Raw genomic sequence first — 13,975 nt, forward strand, 5'->3', positions numbered from 1 at the left:
ACGTGGCAGCATTTTTTATGAAGCGTGCTTTATATAATAGAGCTTTTTATTTGATGCTTGTTTTTGGTATCGTGATTGCTTTTTTACATATTTATCAAGATGCTACTTACTTTTTAGATATGGTAGGTGAAGACCGTGTTCTCTTTACACCGTATCAAAGCTGGATTGAGTTTGGTTTAAGCTCGAATTATCGGTATATATTACTTTTATTATTACCGATTATTTCAGCGATTAGCTTTTCAGACACATATGCAAAAGACTTACAGACAGGCTATTTAAAAGCGATTTTATCAAAAGGAAAAATGAAGGCCTATTTTACTGGGCTGTACGTGACAAATTTTATTGTTGCTGGGGTAACGATTGCGATCCCATTATTGATTAATTTGTACTTAGCTTTTATGACGTTACCTAATATTAAACCCGACCCGATACTTGATTACAATCCATTACAATATGAATCAACATTATTTCCTAATCTCTATTATCAGTTTCCTTTACTGCATACACTCTTTTACATTCTATTAGCATTTATATTTGCTGGTATGTATGCGACGATTTGTTTGAGTGTCTCTTTATATGTGAAAAATCGATTTTTCATCGTTGTTGCTGCTTTCATAATCGACATGTTTCTTGCCATCATCCTTAACATGACACAATTATATAGTTGGGTTCCGGCGAGCTTTTTAACACAGCTTGCTGCACAACCGCCTGTTTCCCTTCTTGCTATCGTAACAATTTTTTTACTAGGTTTAGGTGGAAGCACTTATTTCTATATATTAGGGGTGAAGCGACGTGTCATTGTTTAGCATACCAAAAGTCATGCTAAAAGATATGAGGCTATCAATCAAGCAAAATAGTCTTTATATTGCATTATTATTTATTAGTCTTATATATAGTGGAGAACTTATTTCTCATCGTCTCGACTTATCGATACCGGACTTATATAGTGTCATGTTTCAGGGACTCTTATTTATAATAATCGTTATACCAATCTTTCTGTTATTTCTGTCAACGATTCTACCGCCTTCGTTTGATTCGTTACGTGTAACGCGTTATCGGAGCCGTGAAAAGCTTGCGATACGTATGATGATGACTATTTTCCTGGCTGTTTGTATCTATTTATCCATCTATATGTTAGCTGGGGTCTTGTACGGTTACTATATATCAGGTACATTTGAGAACCGTTGGATAACAGAAAGTGGTTTCCCAAACTTATTCTTTGATGGAGAGATTAATTTAGCATTGTTTCAGACCAATCAAATCATATTAAAGTATGTGCTGACAGAGACATTAGCCTTTATGATTATTGGTCTTTTGACAGCTTGTATTTTCATATTAACTGGTCGTTTTATTGTGACTTTTTTTCTTATTGAAGGCTTTCTCCTGTTTGAATACTTTCTTCATAACTTTTTAAATGTATCATTATTTATCGGTCGTGCACAGATTTATTTAGATGCATGGGTCGAGATGTCATTAGGATCAGTTGCGCTGTATTTTATCGGTATCATCATTGTTCTAACAGTTGTTTTATATATCATCATCGATAAGAAAGATTTCATAGAACGGAGTGAAGATCCGCATGGCGTTCATTAAAGAACTCGGATTATTAATTAGGCGTGACCATATTTTAGGTTTCTATTATATTCGGCAACGCATTGGACTGGCTTTCCTATTCATTTTAATGATGCTGATTTTAAGTCTCTATCATTTTAAACAAATCGCACTTGTCTCAGATCTATCATTATCACAATATACGTTGACAGATGTCGTAATTTATTTATTTCGGGGTGTTGATTTTAATGTCATGTATGATTCTGGTGCAAGGTTTCCTATTCATTGGCTGATTCTACTTATGATGTGCCCATTTATAATTGGTGATTTTTCTCGTGAGGATATCCATCAACAATCGTCCATGCTCTTTGTTCGTGTTCGTAGTCGGTTTTCCATCTGGTTAAGTAAATTGGTTTACAGCATCACAACCGTATTAATGTTTTATGCCCTTTATTTAATCATGATTGCGTTTATGACTCTTGTCTTTTTTAGTTTTTCATTGGAATGGGGTGAGTATAGTTTAACTTCTATTAAACCATTAATAGAAGCAGATGTCAGTGCTTTTTCCTTTACTGTTCAGACGATTTGTTTGCCAATTATTACGTCAATCGTTCTAAGTATCGTCCATAACCTTTTGAGTATCTTTATTAAACCTGTTTATATCATGCTTGTTATGTTAGCTATGTTGATTGCCTCTGTTTTTTCAACATCGCTTCTATTACCTGGGAGTTATAGTATGATGGAGCGTTTTTATTTATTAGATTCATTAAATGGTTTTACATGGTTTCAAGTAGCTCTATACGGTTTGTTAAGTGTTAGTTTTGTCATTATTCTCGGTTATGTTTTTTTAAGACGAATGGATATTATTGGATTGAGAGGAGAGTAAATGATGAAAAGTTATATCCATGTCAGTGATGCAACCAAAGTGATTCAAGGCCATACAGTATTAAGTCATATAAACTTAGAATTGAATAAAGGACAAATATACGGATTTCGTGGAAGTAATGGCTCGGGGAAGACGATGCTATTTCGAGCAATTTCCGGCTTAATTAGCTTAACGGAAGGAGAAATAATTGTTAATGATAAACAAATTGGTAAGGATATTTCATTTCCGGAAAATATGGGGCTCCTAATTGAACACCCTGGATTTATTCCGGAGTATACAGGTTTTAAGAACTTAGAACTTCTATCATTGATTCAAGGGAAGATTAGTAAGGAACAAATAAAGGATGCCTTGTCTAAAGTGGGACTCGATCCGAATGATAAACGTAAATATAAAAAATATTCACTTGGAATGAGACAGCGATTAGGTATTGCACAGGCGATTATGGAAGAACCAGAACTCATTATTTTAGATGAACCGACAAACGGATTAGATGAAGACGGTGTCAAACTCATTAATGACCTATTATTGAATTTAAAGGCTAGAGGGAAAACACTTCTCATTGCAAGCCATGATCGTGAATCATTAGACAACATATCAGATGAGATTTATCAAATAGCGAATGGAAAGATTGTTGGGCATGAGGTGATACAAGATGAACTGGTCCAAAAGAGTTAGATGGATCATGTTAACTGTTGTCGTTGTTCTATTTATCGGTTTTTCAATCTATCGCTATCAAGTTGTTAATAAGCCTTACAAAGACTATACGGTTATTGAAAAGACGATAAAACAAGATGAACCGATGGAAATCAACGGTGTTGAAATGACATTTGGGATGCCTCAATTAATCGAATATGATGAACAATATGCATATGAGATTCCACTCACCGTAGTAAATAATCAGTCCGAATTTATTAAGTTAGAGTATGATGACTTTAAAATCATCTTTAATGATTTTTCGTTAAATGGCCTTGCATACGAAGAGATCAATAACCACCCCGAAAATCATAAGGAATATTTCGCATTTAATGGTGTAGCACCTCAAGAAGAAGGTCATTCGCAATTAGTATTTAATTTGATGAAAGACTGGGAGGTCAATGAAAAAACGGATGTCGATTTGTATTATGTAACATTTTCTGATAACATAGTAACGAAATATAAATACCCTTTAAATAAACCTTGATTAAAATTCATTTGACATAAAAGGGATCTTTATGCTATACTTAATGAGTTGAAATAATTAAATATGATCTGAGACAAGTAGAAGCACCCGCTTCTCACCTGTTCAACGCAAGTTGCAGTTGACTGGTTACGCTCATTTATGAATGATAATAATAGGCGAAGTGTGGGTGTTTTGTGCCCACGCTTTTTTGATGTTAGAATAACTAACAATCTAAAATGAAGATCATCTCGGACTTTCACTTGTCGAACAGATCAGCATTTTTTTAAAAAAATATGGAGGTGTCTGGCTATTAGCAAAGAAATGAATGTCAATGAGAAAATTCGGGCCAGGGAGGTTCGGCTCATTGATTCAAATGGTGATCAGCTTGGGGTAAAGTCTCGTAAAGAGGCATTAGATATCGCTAAAACAAGAAATCAAGATTTAGTTTTGGTGGCACCAAATGCTAAGCCCCCTGTTTGTCGCATTATGGACTTCGGTAAATATCGCTATGAGCAACAAAAGAAGGAAAAAGAAGCACGTAAAAAGCAAAGAGTCATTAATGTAAAGGAAGTCCGTTTTACACCAGCAATTGGTGATCATGACTTTAATACCAAACTAAGAAATGCACGTAAATTCCTTGAAAAAGGTGACAAAGTGAAAGCGACCGTTCGTTTTCGTGGACGTGCCATTACCCATAAAGACTTGGGAAGAGAAGTTTTGGAACGCTTAGCGGACGAATTAAAAGAAGTCGCTGTAGTTGAATCCAAAGCTAGAATGGAAGGACGCAATATGTTCATGATGCTTGCGCCTTCTAATGAAAAGTAAACATAACTAGAATGAATACGGCTTTTAAATAAAAGTTGGATTGTACAAGGAGGAAGATGAATGGCTAAGATGAAAACCCATAAAGGTTCTCAAAAACGCTTTAAAAGAACAGGTACAGGGAAGTTAAAACGTTCACACGCTTACACAAGTCACTTATTTGCGAATAAATCTCAAAAGAGAAAACGCAAACTACGTAAAAGTGCACTTGTCTCTTCCGGAGATTTTAAGCGTATCAAAAACATGCTTCCATAATAAAAAAACTATAATTTGAATAGAAAGATTTGTCATAGGAGGGAACAACAATGCCAAGAGTAAAAGGTGGTACAGTGACACGTCAACGTCGTAAACGTGTCCTTAAACTGGCAAAAGGATATTACGGTTCAAAAAGAACTTTATTTAAAACAGCAAAACAACAAGTGATGAAATCAGGTCAATACGCATATCGTGACCGTAAACAGAAAAAACGTGAGTTTCGTAAACTTTGGATCGCTCGTATTAACGCTGCTGCGCGTATGAACGATCTATCATACAATAAATTCATGCACGGTCTAAAATTAGCAGGAATCGAAATTAACCGTAAAATGCTATCAGACCTTGCAGTTAATGATGAACAAGCATTTGCTCAATTAGCTGAACAAGCAAAAGCAGCTTTAAAATAAGAAACAAAGAAACCGGTTGAGAAGAATTCAACCGGTTTTTGTTTGCAAAATATAGAGTGATAAACATGTGCGCGCTATGTGATTGCGTTAAAGCTAAGAATTGCATAATAGTCTACATCGTCTATTAGACGCACTCCCTTTTAAGATGTTTCGAATAATTGATTAATCGGGTGTTTCCATTCAACTTTTGCGTGAGGATAACGGATAAGGATTTCTTTTTCCAGAAAATATAAATCATCACGAGATAAACCTTTTAGTTCGAGTGGGTTTCGAACAGATAGGTGAATAGTGACGACCTCAAACGATTCCTCTGTCGTACCTAAATATTTTTCACCTTCAAATGAACATCCTTTATAGACAATTTGAAAATTCTTCTTACTATTATTAGGGTCGTCTAAAAAGAAAAAATCGCCTTCTTCTTTAGCAATTGACAAATATCGCTCTGGATTACGAAAATATTTAATAAGCGTATAAATAATCGTAACAAGCGCAATTAAAATGAGTATGCGAAAAAGATAGACAACAACCATAAGTAGCATCTCCTTGGAACTTATTAATACTCTATACGAATGACGATATCAAGAGGTTTCACAAATTAATATAATTTAATGTTACAATGGAATTAAATAAATCGGATTGAAATTAATACCACAAATAAACCTTCATTACAAATGTATAATATATATCAAAAAGCACTGATATATCAACCTTTATGAACTGACAAAGTGTTTTTTGATACATAGTGAAGCGGAAATACAATTTATTAAAACAGGTGATATGAATGGCGTATGAATTGAAAATTAATCTAATTGATGATGAAGCAAAATTACCTTATCGTGCGAATGAAGGTGATGCCGGTCTTGATTTATTTTCTGTAGAGGAAAAAATCATCAAGGCTGGAGAATCTGAGTTAATAAGAACAGGTATCCAAATTGAACTACCTAAAGGTACAGAAGCGCAGATTAGACCAAGAAGTGGTTTAGCCTTAAAACATTCAATTACAGTTCTTAATAGCCCCGGAACAATAGATGAAGGTTATCGAGGCGAACTTAAGATAATCTTGATAAACCATGGGAAAGAAGATTTTAAAATAGAAAAACATATGCGAATCGCTCAGATGATTATCGCTCCAGTTTTACAAGTTAACCTTGTGCAAGCAGAAGATTTATCTAGCTCAAATCGAGGAGAAGGCGGCTTCGGGTCGTCAGGAAAGTAATAACGAATTAATTAGTAATAAATAAAAAACTCAACTTTTTCACAAAATATCCGTTATAATGGATATATACATAATTATTATTAGAAACAAATGGAGGAATGACCATGTCAAAAATGGATGAAACATTGACGATGTTAAAAGACTTAACAGATGCAAAAGCAATCTCTGGAGATGAAAAAGAAGCAAGGGACGTTATGAGGAAATATATTACCCCATATGCAGATGAAGTTTATACGGATCATCTCGGTAGTTTAATTGCCAAAAAAACTGGTGATGAAAATGGTCCGAAAGTAATGGTTGCAGGCCATTTAGATGAAATTGGTTTTATGGTAACGCGTATTGATGATAAAGGATTTGTTTATTTTCAGACAATCGGTGGTTGGTGGAGTCAAGTAATGCTTGCTCAACGTGTAACCATAATGACAAGTAAAGGTGATGTGACTGGTGTGATTGGTTCAAAACCACCACATATTCTTCCACCTGAAGCACGTAAAAAACCTGTTGCCATTAAAGATATGTTTATCGATATTGGTGCGACAAGTAAAGAAGAAGCTCTTGAATTCGGTGTTAAACCGGGTGACTCAATCGTTCCTTATTTTGAATTTACACAACTTAATAACGAAAAAATGCTCATGGCTAAAGCATGGGATAACAGAATCGGTTGTGCGATTGCAATCGACGTCCTAAAAGAATTAGAAAACAGCAACCACCCTAATATTGTGTATGGTGTTGGAACGGTTCAAGAAGAAGTAGGTTTACGTGGTGCTAAAACATCAGCACATATGATTAATCCTGATATTGCCTTTGCGGTTGATGTAGGAATCGCTGGCGATACACCAGGAATTAGTGACCATGATGCAGATAGTAAACTTGGTGAAGGACCACAAATTATTTTATATGATGCATCGATGGTATCTCATAAAGGGTTACGTGATTTAGTTGTGCAAACAGCAGATGAAAAGGAAATCCCATATCAATATGCATCCATTGCAGGTGGAGGAACAGATAGTGGTTCTATCCATTTAACGGCAGATGGTGTACCAGCCCTATCCATTACAATCGCAACACGTTATATTCACTCACACGCAGCCATCTTGCATCGTGATGACTTCGAAAACGCAGTAAAATTAATTGTTGAAGTGATTAAGAAATTAGATCAAGATACAGTTAAAGAAATCACGTTTAATTAATCAGTGCTCAGGCTGATTGGTCTGAATACAAAATATCTATAATGAGTGGACTGCCTCAATAGTCCCGAAATAAAAGGAACAGCCTAGCGTCATCGATAGGCTGTTCCTTTTTGTGTATCTAGCGGATACTAGTTAGTGCAAAAGTTACTTAAATTACCCTTAGGATACTTCCAGCGGGTATTGGATTGTTTCAAAATCAGCTTCAGTACCCTTAGGATAGTTCTTGTGGGTATTCGTTTTGTAAAAAACACAATTAAATACCCTTGGAAATGCTCGATCAGTCACAAGTGAAATGCTTTTAAAAAAGAGCTCTCACATCATCATTGTAAAAGCTCTATTATCCGAGATATGTGTGCATCACTTTTCTAACATAATTGTTTGTTTCTTTAAATGGTGGGATGCCTTGATATTTATCAACGTTTCCTGGTCCAGCATTGTATGCTGCTAATGCGAGTTCTAAATGCCCATTATATTTATCAAGCATTTGTCGCAAATATTTTGTTCCACCTTCAATGTTTTGAACCGGATCATACGGATTTGTGACACCAAGATAACGCGCAGTACCTGGCATCAATTGCATTAGTCCAACAGCACCGGCATGACTACGTGCTTGTGGATTATAGTTTGATTCATGTTTAATAATCGCATGAATCAGTTTCTCATCAACATCATATTTTTGCGCTATTTGGTTAATCGATGCTGAATAGTCGCTATTGGTTGGTAAAGATGTATGTATAGCCCGCGGACTAACTGAGCGCATCGTATAGTTATAGTTCGTATGATTCAACTGATGATTTAGTTGTGGTGATAATTGTTGCGCTTCAACTATCTTTGCTTGTAATAATTGTCTAAAATCCAATGTTGGCATTGTAGGTGTGATTGGATTAAAACGATTTGTTTCTGATGATAATATTGGAGTACTAAAAGCTTGGACATATTGTCCCATCAAGCGCGGATCGATTGGCATATTATCACTCCTCTATCATTATTTTAGCTATAAATGTTACAAGATGCAATCAAATAAATAAACTCGCCCGATTATAGCGAGTTCATTGTGGAAAATTATTGACTAGCTTCTTTAACACCTTGTTCTAGAGCAGATACCATTTCTTGGCGATCAGTTGCATCAGATTTTTTCCAAATAAGTTCAAATAACACCCCAAGGCCTGGGAGCATTTTTTCTTCACCATTTTCTATCGCATCGACAATTGTTGCTTCAAGCTGTTCTTGATTATTATCAGCAATATTAGCTACAATCGCTTTTCTTAAATTCAAGTTCACAGAATCACCCCTTTAATACCAGTCACTACAGATAGTTTGACCGGCGTATGATAAATTATGTATGATGTACAAAGAAAATAATTGGGTAGGAAGGATATTATAGATGGATATGATTACTTCGGTTCAAAATGAAAAAGTTAAAGCATGGCGTAAACTACATAAACGAAAAGAAAGATTAAAATCAAAATTATTTATAGTGGAAGGCTATCATCTTGTTGAAGAAGCATGGAAAAGTAACTGGGAGATTAAAGAACTGATTGTCATGGATCAAACAGATATTCCATCATGGTATAAAGAAAGCAATATCACTGTTGTTAGTAAACAGGTCTTTCAATCAATTTCAAAAACGGAAACACCTCAAGGGATATTAGCTATTGTGAAGATGAAACAGACTTTTATTCAAAATGGTAAACATCTCCTCTTAATTGATGCAGTTCAAGATCCGGGAAATTTAGGTACAATTATTCGAACAGCAGATGCCGCAGGGTTAGGAGGGATTATTCTCGGTGAAGGTACTGTCGATGTCTTTAATGATAAAGTGATACGTGCAACACAGGGATCATTATTCCATATTCCAATTAAAGAATCTCTGCTAGTGGAAGAGATAAACACGCTAAAAAATAATGGCTATCATATTTGGGCTTCGGCCCTTGAAGAAGCTCAAGATTATCAAGAAGTAAACGTACCAGAAAAAGTGGCCCTTCTATTAGGAAATGAAGGAGCTGGTATAAACCAAAAATACATCGAACAAGCCGATTTATCTGTTAAAATACCGATTTACGGCAAGGCGGAATCGTTAAATGTAGGTGTAGCGGCAAGTATTTTGATGTATTATATTGTTCAAAACACTCATATAAACAAATAGCATTTGCAAAATAATCCATCTATCATTATAATATGTAGTAAATCAAAATATTAAGCGAAGAAAGAGCCGATTAACAATTAACATAGGGTAAAGGAAGGAAATGCCGTGGACTGAGAGCGTTTCTATTCTATATTGTTAAGATTTCACTCTGGAGCTGACACTTAGACCTTATCTTCATGGATAAGTAAAGGTGTTCCGGATTTGATTCCGTTATCATGAAAGAGTTGGGTATTTTTATGCCAACAAGGGTGGTATCGCGATTTAACCTCGTCCCTTTTTAGGGAGGAGGTTTTTTTAATGATTTAATTAGGAGGTATTTGACATGAAGGAAAAACTCGAGGCCATTCGCAAAGAAGCCCTCGCTAAGATTAAAGATATTGAAGAAATGAAATCCTTACAAGATTTAAGAGTGGCCTATTTAGGAAAAAAGGGATCGATTACGAGTGTTTTAAGAGGTATGGGGAAATTAGCTAAAGAAGAACGACCAATCATTGGTGAAATGGCTAACAAAGTGCGTGAAGCAATCACATCATCCATTGAGGAAAAACAAGCGAAACTAGAAAAAGATGCAATGGATAAACAATTACAAGAAGAAGCAATTGATGTGACCTTACCAGGCCGTCCAGTACAAGTTGGTGGTCCGCATTTATTTACACATATCGTTCAGGAAATTGAAGACTTATTTATTGGGATGGGTTTTGAAGTTAGAGAAGGACCACAAGTAGAGACGGATTATTATAATTTTGAAGCATTGAACTTACCACAAAACCATCCGGCAAGAGATATGCAAGATTCATTCTATATTACGAACGAATTATTATTAAGAACACATACATCACCTGTTCAGGCACGTACGATGAAAGCCTATAAAGGTGAAAAACCAGTAAAAATGATCTGTCCAGGTGTTGTATATCGTCGTGATCATGACGATGCGACTCATTCTCATCAATTTAATCAAATAGAGGGTCTATATGTTGATAAAGATGTTCGAATGAGTGATCTGAAAGGGATATTGAATTTATTTGCTAAAAAAATGTTTGGTGAAGAGCGTGAAATCCGTCTTCGGCCGAGCTTTTTCCCGTTTACCGAACCATCTGTTGAAATGGATATTTCATGTAAAGTCTGTTCGCAAAAAGGCTGTTCCGTATGTAAGCAAACAGGATGGATTGAAGTATTAGGTGGGGGAATGGTACACCCACGTGTACTTGAAATGGCAGGTTATGATCCAAATGTATATACTGGTTTTGCATTCGGTATGGGGACAGATCGAATCGCTATGCTTAAGTACGGTGTAAATGATATCCGACAATTTTATATGAATGATAAACGTTTTGTCACGCAATATCATCAAGCTTAGGAGGTCTTATGATGCTTGTATCATTAAATTGGTTAAATAAATATGTTGATATTTCTAATATGAGTCCTGAAGAATTAGCTGAACGGATTACGAAGTCAGGGATTGAAGTTGATCGTATAGAATACATCGGTGAAGCAAACCCGGATGTTGTCGTCGGTTATGTTGAAACATGTGAAAAACATCCTGATGCAGATAAATTAAATGTGTGTCAGGTTGATGTTGGTCAAGACGAAGCATTACAAATTGTTTGTGGTGCACCGAATGTTGCAAAAGGACAAAAGGTTATAGTCGCAAAGCCAGGTGCAACTTTACCAGGCGACATGAAGATTAAGAAAGTTAAATTACGTGGTGTTGAATCAAACGGGATGATTTGTTCTTTACAAGAATTAGGAATCGATGAGAAATATATCCCAAGTGAGTATGCTGATGGCATTTATGTTTTCCCAGATGATGTTACTGTTGGTGAACGGATTGAACCGTTATTAAATATGGATGATGTTGTTCTGGAATTCGATTTAACACCAAACCGCGCTGACAGCTTAAGTATGTTAGGGGTTGCCTATGAAGTAGCAGCTATTTTAGATCAGCCACTTCACTTGCCTGAAGTAAGTATAAATGAAATTGATGAAGAGGCAGACCAACAAGTAAAAGTCAATGTAGAAGCAACAGATTTATGTCCATATTATGGTGCATTTATTGTGAAAAATGTCGAAATCAAACCATCCCCATTGTGGATGCAACATTATTTAATAGCTGCAGGCATCCGTCCAATTAATAATGTTGTCGATATTACAAACTATGTTTTACTAGAGTACGGACAGCCGCTTCATGCTTTTGATTATGATCGATTGAACAGTAAAGAAATTCTCGTTCGTCGAGCAAACGATGCTGAAAAAATCGTAACTTTAGATGATGTTGAACGTCAGTTAACAAATGATGATTTAGTGATTACAAATGGTGAAAAACCAATCGCTTTAGCAGGTGTTATGGGTGGTGCCAATACAGAAGTTCATGATGGCACGACAAATATTTTACTTGAAGCGGCCTTTTTTGATCCGGGTTCAGTTAGAAAAACAGTGAAAAAGACTGGACTACGTAGTGAAGCAAGTACCCGTTTTGAAAAAGGTGTTGACCCTAATCGTGTACGTGAAGCTGGACAAAGAGCATGTCAATTACTTGAAAAATATGCGAATGGAAAAGTGTTCAGAGGCGTTGTTGAGTATGACAGATTAGATCGTTCAGAGAAGACTGTTATGATTCATACAGATGAAATTAATAAGCGACTTGGCTCAGAGATGACATCTGAAGAAATTGCTGACATTTTACGGAAGCTACGTTTTGAATATAAGCAAGAAGAAAAGCAGTTTACAGTCCAAGTTCCAACTCGACGTGGTGATATTTCTATATTTGAAGATATGTTAGAAGAAGTTGCCCGAATTTATGGTTATGACAATTTACCATTTACATTACCAAAACATTTCTCACAAGTTGGTACGCTAACAAAACGTCAGCAACTCATGCGTAAAATGAAAACATATTTACAAAGTGCCGGATTAATGGAAGCGAGAACCTATTCATTAACAAAAGAAGTTTATGCATCACGCTTTATTAGTCCTGAAATTCAAGCAAGAAATCCGTATCCTATTTCAGTTCAAAAACCGATGACTGAAGACCATCAATATTTACGTTTAAGTCTGGTTCCAGAATTGTTAAAATCAATGGCTTATAATAAAGCCCGAAATGAATATAATCTAGCATTTTATGAAATGGGAAATATATTTATTTCAGATGAAGAAAAAATTACCAAACAACCAAATGAAGAAATGCGTATTTCTGGCGCATTAACAGGTGAGTGGGTCGACCACAAATGGCAAGGCGCTAATCAATCAGTTGATTTCTTTGTCGTTAAAGGGATACTTGAAGGACTATTTCATTATTTACAGCTACCTGTTGAGTATAAAGCATCCGAACTTCCGCAAATGCATCCAGGACGTTGTGCAACAATCTACATGAATAATGAGCCGATTGGATTTTTAGGTCAAGTCCATCCACTTGTTCAAATAGAAATGGACCTTAAAGAGACCTATGTGTTTGATTTGAATGGAGAGGCTATTTTGGACGCCCATACACATCATGCGACTTATGACCCTATTCCTAAATATCCATCGATAGAGAGAGATATAGCCTTTATCTTAGACCAAGACGTGTTGGCTGGCGATGTTAAGTCGTTAATAGAAAAATTAGGATCGCCACTCGTTAAAGAAGTACAAATTTTTGATGTGTATAGCGGTGAACATCTACCTGAAGGGAAAAAATCAGTCGCCTATCATCTCGTTTATCAAGATCCGAATAAAACATTAAAAGATGATGAAGTCGAAGAATCGTTTAAACAAATCATTGATCAAGTAAACAAAACATTTAATGCTTATGTTCGTTCATAAGAGTAAGGAGTCTAGGACTAAATGAACAGAACTGTTCCTGTCAAGTAGACAGAGGAAATAATAAAATTTGACTTAAACGGTCTTAGCTCTGTATTCAAAAGAGCTAAGACCGTTTAGTCGTTCTATACCTTTCATCATGTTAGAAGTAAATGTATTTATCAATTACTTTTGGGAAATCCTCGGCAATGTGCTGAGGATTTTACGTTTATATCGTTTAAAAATATATAAGTCAATGATTTTAGTAAGAGTTATATCGCATCGAAGTGTTCAATGTTAAGTAAGTCAGCGATGTTAGTTAAAGTTAGCTCACATTTGGTCGTTCAATGGTATATAAGTCAATGATCCTAGTAAGAGTTATTTCACATTGGACCATTCAAAAATATACAAGTCCGTGCTTTACGGCGTAATTATAACACCTATGATATTATCAAAAAAGAGATTCATCCCTCAGACCCTCAGAAAAAAAGTAGTGGATTATTATTTATCTTTTAATAACAAACCATACCAAATATTTCCCAAGTAAGGTCTTTTGTTTTAGTCAACAA

The 13,975-nt window shown here is 35.5% G+C and carries 16 protein-coding genes and 1 other annotated feature; of the genes, 13 read left to right on the plus strand and 3 right to left on the minus strand.

The annotated features are described in order from the left end of the window. Nucleotides 1–2 precede the first annotated feature (2 nt). From VIG73_RS07530 to rplT, 8 genes are all read left to right on the plus strand, one after another. Nucleotides 3–806 carry a hypothetical protein gene (locus tag VIG73_RS07530; protein WP_331640573.1) on the plus strand — a complete coding sequence of 268 codons (804 nt, stop codon included), beginning with the start codon at nucleotides 3–5 and terminating at the stop codon, nucleotides 804–806. After that, nucleotides 793–1,593, plus strand: a complete 801-nt coding sequence (locus tag VIG73_RS07535) for a hypothetical protein (RefSeq protein ID WP_331640575.1) — start codon at nucleotides 793–795, stop codon at nucleotides 1,591–1,593. The genes VIG73_RS07530 and VIG73_RS07535 overlap by 14 nt, the downstream gene beginning before the upstream one ends. Beyond that, entirely contained in the window at nucleotides 1,580–2,437 is an 858-nt protein-coding gene (locus VIG73_RS07540; protein WP_331640577.1) for a hypothetical protein, read from the plus strand. The genes VIG73_RS07535 and VIG73_RS07540 overlap by 14 nt, the downstream gene beginning before the upstream one ends. Further along, nucleotides 2,438–3,112, plus strand: coding sequence for an ATP-binding cassette domain-containing protein (locus VIG73_RS07545; RefSeq protein ID WP_331640579.1), 675 nt, complete (start codon nucleotides 2,438–2,440; stop codon nucleotides 3,110–3,112). Then, a complete protein-coding gene (locus VIG73_RS07550; protein ID WP_331640581.1) occupies nucleotides 3,090–3,617 on the plus strand; it encodes a hypothetical protein in 528 nt (175 codons plus the stop codon). Before VIG73_RS07545 ends, VIG73_RS07550 begins: the two co-directional genes overlap by 23 nt. A 69-nt stretch (nucleotides 3,618–3,686) precedes the next feature. Beyond that, nucleotides 3,687–3,812, plus strand: a sequence feature (ribosomal protein L20 leader region). A gap of 105 nt (nucleotides 3,813–3,917) precedes the next feature. Then, nucleotides 3,918–4,421 (plus strand): translation initiation factor IF-3, encoded by a 504-nt coding sequence (infC, locus tag VIG73_RS07555; protein WP_331640583.1) that lies wholly within the window; start codon nucleotides 3,918–3,920, stop codon nucleotides 4,419–4,421. Nucleotides 4,422–4,481: 60 nt separating this feature from the next. After that, a complete protein-coding gene (gene rpmI / locus VIG73_RS07560; protein WP_331640585.1) occupies nucleotides 4,482–4,673 on the plus strand; it encodes a 50S ribosomal protein L35 in 192 nt (63 codons plus the stop codon). A 50-nt stretch (nucleotides 4,674–4,723) separates the two neighbouring features. Next, a complete protein-coding gene (gene rplT, locus VIG73_RS07565) occupies nucleotides 4,724–5,080 on the plus strand; it encodes a 50S ribosomal protein L20 (RefSeq protein WP_331640587.1) in 357 nt (118 codons plus the stop codon). Between the two features lie 140 nt (nucleotides 5,081–5,220). On the opposite strand, the gene VIG73_RS07570 is transcribed toward rplT, so the two are convergent. Next, entirely contained in the window at nucleotides 5,221–5,610 is a 390-nt protein-coding gene (locus tag VIG73_RS07570) for a sigma-w pathway protein ysdB (protein WP_331640589.1), read from the minus strand. Between the two features lie 251 nt (nucleotides 5,611–5,861). On the opposite strand from VIG73_RS07570, the gene dut reads away from it, so the two are divergent. Together dut and VIG73_RS07580 are read left to right on the plus strand one after the other, a co-directional pair. After that, on the plus strand, nucleotides 5,862–6,296 hold the full coding sequence (gene dut / locus VIG73_RS07575) for a dUTP diphosphatase (RefSeq protein ID WP_331640591.1): 435 nt from the start codon (nucleotides 5,862–5,864) through the stop codon (nucleotides 6,294–6,296). Between the two features lie 104 nt (nucleotides 6,297–6,400). Next, entirely contained in the window at nucleotides 6,401–7,486 is a 1,086-nt protein-coding gene (locus VIG73_RS07580) for a M42 family metallopeptidase (protein WP_331640593.1), read from the plus strand. A 337-nt stretch (nucleotides 7,487–7,823) separates the two neighbouring features. Here the strand turns inward: VIG73_RS07580 and VIG73_RS07585 are convergent, their stop codons facing one another. Together VIG73_RS07585 and sspI are read right to left on the minus strand one after the other, a co-directional pair. Beyond that, nucleotides 7,824–8,453, minus strand: coding sequence for a lytic transglycosylase domain-containing protein (locus tag VIG73_RS07585; protein ID WP_331640594.1), 630 nt, complete (start codon nucleotides 8,451–8,453; stop codon nucleotides 7,824–7,826). A gap of 95 nt (nucleotides 8,454–8,548) precedes the next feature. Further along, on the minus strand, nucleotides 8,549–8,767 hold the full coding sequence (gene sspI, locus VIG73_RS07590; protein WP_331640596.1) for a small acid-soluble spore protein SspI: 219 nt from the start codon (nucleotides 8,765–8,767) through the stop codon (nucleotides 8,549–8,551). 103 nt (nucleotides 8,768–8,870) lie between these two features. On the opposite strand from sspI, the gene VIG73_RS07595 reads away from it, so the two are divergent. From VIG73_RS07595 to pheT, 3 genes are all read left to right on the plus strand, one after another. Continuing rightward, nucleotides 8,871–9,632, plus strand: coding sequence for an RNA methyltransferase (locus tag VIG73_RS07595; protein ID WP_331640598.1), 762 nt, complete (start codon nucleotides 8,871–8,873; stop codon nucleotides 9,630–9,632). A 322-nt stretch (nucleotides 9,633–9,954) separates the two neighbouring features. Then, on the plus strand, nucleotides 9,955–10,989 hold the full coding sequence (gene pheS, locus VIG73_RS07600) for a phenylalanine--tRNA ligase subunit alpha (RefSeq protein WP_331640600.1): 1,035 nt from the start codon (nucleotides 9,955–9,957) through the stop codon (nucleotides 10,987–10,989). A gap of 11 nt (nucleotides 10,990–11,000) precedes the next feature. Beyond that, the gene (pheT, locus tag VIG73_RS07605; protein ID WP_331640602.1) at nucleotides 11,001–13,430 is read left to right on the plus strand and encodes a phenylalanine--tRNA ligase subunit beta; all 2,430 of its coding nucleotides are present in this window, start codon (nucleotides 11,001–11,003) and stop codon (nucleotides 13,428–13,430) included. Nucleotides 13,431–13,975: the final 545 nt, after the last annotated feature.

The sequence above is a fragment of the Cerasibacillus sp. genome (assembly GCF_036516575.1).
Lineage (GTDB): Bacteria > Bacillota > Bacilli > Bacillales > Amphibacillaceae > Cerasibacillus.

Bases quoted from the DNA above. Each gene is read 5' to 3' on its own strand.
- VIG73_RS07540 (WP_331640577.1), top strand. From the start codon at position 1,580: ATGGCGTTCATTAAAGAACTCGGATTATTAATTAGGCGTGACCATATT.
- VIG73_RS07545 (WP_331640579.1), top strand. From the start codon at position 2,438: ATGATGAAAAGTTATATCCATGTCAGTGATGCAACCAAAGTGATTCAA.
- VIG73_RS07550 (WP_331640581.1), top strand. From the start codon at position 3,090: ATGAACTGGTCCAAAAGAGTTAGATGGATCATGTTAACTGTTGTCGTT.
- infC (WP_331640583.1), top strand. From the start codon at position 3,918: ATGAATGTCAATGAGAAAATTCGGGCCAGGGAGGTTCGGCTCATTGAT.
- rpmI (WP_331640585.1), top strand. From the start codon at position 4,482: ATGGCTAAGATGAAAACCCATAAAGGTTCTCAAAAACGCTTTAAAAGA.
- rplT (WP_331640587.1), top strand. From the start codon at position 4,724: ATGCCAAGAGTAAAAGGTGGTACAGTGACACGTCAACGTCGTAAACGT.
- VIG73_RS07570 (WP_331640589.1), bottom strand. From the start codon at position 5,610: ATGGTTGTTGTCTATCTTTTTCGCATACTCATTTTAATTGCGCTTGTT.
- dut (WP_331640591.1), top strand. From the start codon at position 5,862: ATGGCGTATGAATTGAAAATTAATCTAATTGATGATGAAGCAAAATTA.
- VIG73_RS07580 (WP_331640593.1), top strand. From the start codon at position 6,401: ATGTCAAAAATGGATGAAACATTGACGATGTTAAAAGACTTAACAGAT.
- VIG73_RS07585 (WP_331640594.1), bottom strand. From the start codon at position 8,453: ATGCCAATCGATCCGCGCTTGATGGGACAATATGTCCAAGCTTTTAGT.
- VIG73_RS07595 (WP_331640598.1), top strand. From the start codon at position 8,871: ATGGATATGATTACTTCGGTTCAAAATGAAAAAGTTAAAGCATGGCGT.
- pheS (WP_331640600.1), top strand. From the start codon at position 9,955: ATGAAGGAAAAACTCGAGGCCATTCGCAAAGAAGCCCTCGCTAAGATT.
- pheT (WP_331640602.1), top strand. From the start codon at position 11,001: ATGCTTGTATCATTAAATTGGTTAAATAAATATGTTGATATTTCTAAT.